Origin of the sequence: Janthinobacterium sp. PC23-8, assembly GCF_002250505.1 — a bacterium.
In the GTDB taxonomy this organism is placed as follows: domain Bacteria; phylum Pseudomonadota; class Gammaproteobacteria; order Burkholderiales; family Burkholderiaceae_D; genus Janthinobacterium.
Map to the genome: position 1 here is coordinate 3219710 of NZ_NJGY01000001.1, position 1721 is coordinate 3221430.

The window sequence follows — 1721 nt, forward strand, 5'->3', positions numbered from 1 at the left end:
AAACAGAGATTAAACTGAAGAGTTTGATCCTGGCTCAGATTGAACGCTGGCGGCATGCCTTACACATGCAAGTCGAACGGCAGCACTGAGCTTGCTCTGGTGGCGAGTGGCGAACGGGTGAGTAATATATCGGAACGTACCCTGGAGTGGGGGATAACGTAGCGAAAGTTACGCTAATACCGCATACGATCTAAGGATGAAAGTGGGGGATCGCAAGACCTCATGCTCGTGGAGCGGCCGATATCTGATTAGCTAGTTGGTAGGGTAAAAGCCTACCAAGGCATCGATCAGTAGCTGGTCTGAGAGGACGACCAGCCACACTGGAACTGAGACACGGTCCAGACTCCTACGGGAGGCAGCAGTGGGGAATTTTGGACAATGGGCGCAAGCCTGATCCAGCAATGCCGCGTGAGTGAAGAAGGCCTTCGGGTTGTAAAGCTCTTTTGTCAGGGAAGAAACGGTGAGGGCTAATATCCTTTGCTAATGACGGTACCTGAAGAATAAGCACCGGCTAACTACGTGCCAGCAGCCGCGGTAATACGTAGGGTGCAAGCGTTAATCGGAATTACTGGGCGTAAAGCGTGCGCAGGCGGTTTTGTAAGTCTGATGTGAAATCCCCGGGCTCAACCTGGGAATTGCATTGGAGACTGCAAGGCTAGAATCTGGCAGAGGGGGGTAGAATTCCACGTGTAGCAGTGAAATGCGTAGATATGTGGAGGAACACCGATGGCGAAGGCAGCCCCCTGGGTCAAGATTGACGCTCATGCACGAAAGCGTGGGGAGCAAACAGGATTAGATACCCTGGTAGTCCACGCCCTAAACGATGTCTACTAGTTGTCGGGTCTTAATTGACTTGGTAACGCAGCTAACGCGTGAAGTAGACCGCCTGGGGAGTACGGTCGCAAGATTAAAACTCAAAGGAATTGACGGGGACCCGCACAAGCGGTGGATGATGTGGATTAATTCGATGCAACGCGAAAAACCTTACCTACCCTTGACATGGCTGGAATCCTTGAGAGATCAGGGAGTGCTCGAAAGAGAACCAGTACACAGGTGCTGCATGGCTGTCGTCAGCTCGTGTCGTGAGATGTTGGGTTAAGTCCCGCAACGAGCGCAACCCTTGTCATTAGTTGCTACGAAAGGGCACTCTAATGAGACTGCCGGTGACAAACCGGAGGAAGGTGGGGATGACGTCAAGTCCTCATGGCCCTTATGGGTAGGGCTTCACACGTCATACAATGGTACATACAGAGCGCCGCCAACCCGCGAGGGGGAGCTAATCGCAGAAAGTGTATCGTAGTCCGGATTGTAGTCTGCAACTCGACTGCATGAAGTTGGAATCGCTAGTAATCGCGGATCAGCATGTCGCGGTGAATACGTTCCCGGGTCTTGTACACACCGCCCGTCACACCATGGGAGCGGGTTTTACCAGAAGTAGGTAGCTTAACCGCAAGGAGGGCGCTTACCACGGTAGGATTCGTGACTGGGGTGAAGTCGTAACAAGGTAGCCGTATCGGAAGGTGCGGCTGGATCACCTCCTTTCTAGAGTTTGCACGAATCAGCAATGATTCACTCATTAAATGTCCACACTTATCGACTGTTAGCTGAAGAAGAAACAGTAGTCGTATGTAGCACCGCGTTGGGGCTGTAGCTCAGCTGGTTAGAGCACCGTGTTGATAACGCGGGGGTCGTTGGTTCGAGTCCAACCAGCCCTACCAGTT

The 1721-nt window shown here is 52.5% G+C and carries 1 tRNA gene and 1 rRNA gene; both read left to right on the forward strand.

Going from position 1 to position 1721, the window contains the following annotated elements:
- The first annotated feature begins 11 nt into the window (after positions 1 to 11).
- Positions 12 to 1542, forward strand: a 16S ribosomal RNA gene (locus tag CD932_RS29765).
- Between the two features lie 99 nt (positions 1543 to 1641).
- Positions 1642 to 1718 (forward strand) — tRNA-Ile (locus CD932_RS29770).
- Positions 1719 to 1721 lie beyond the last annotated feature (3 nt).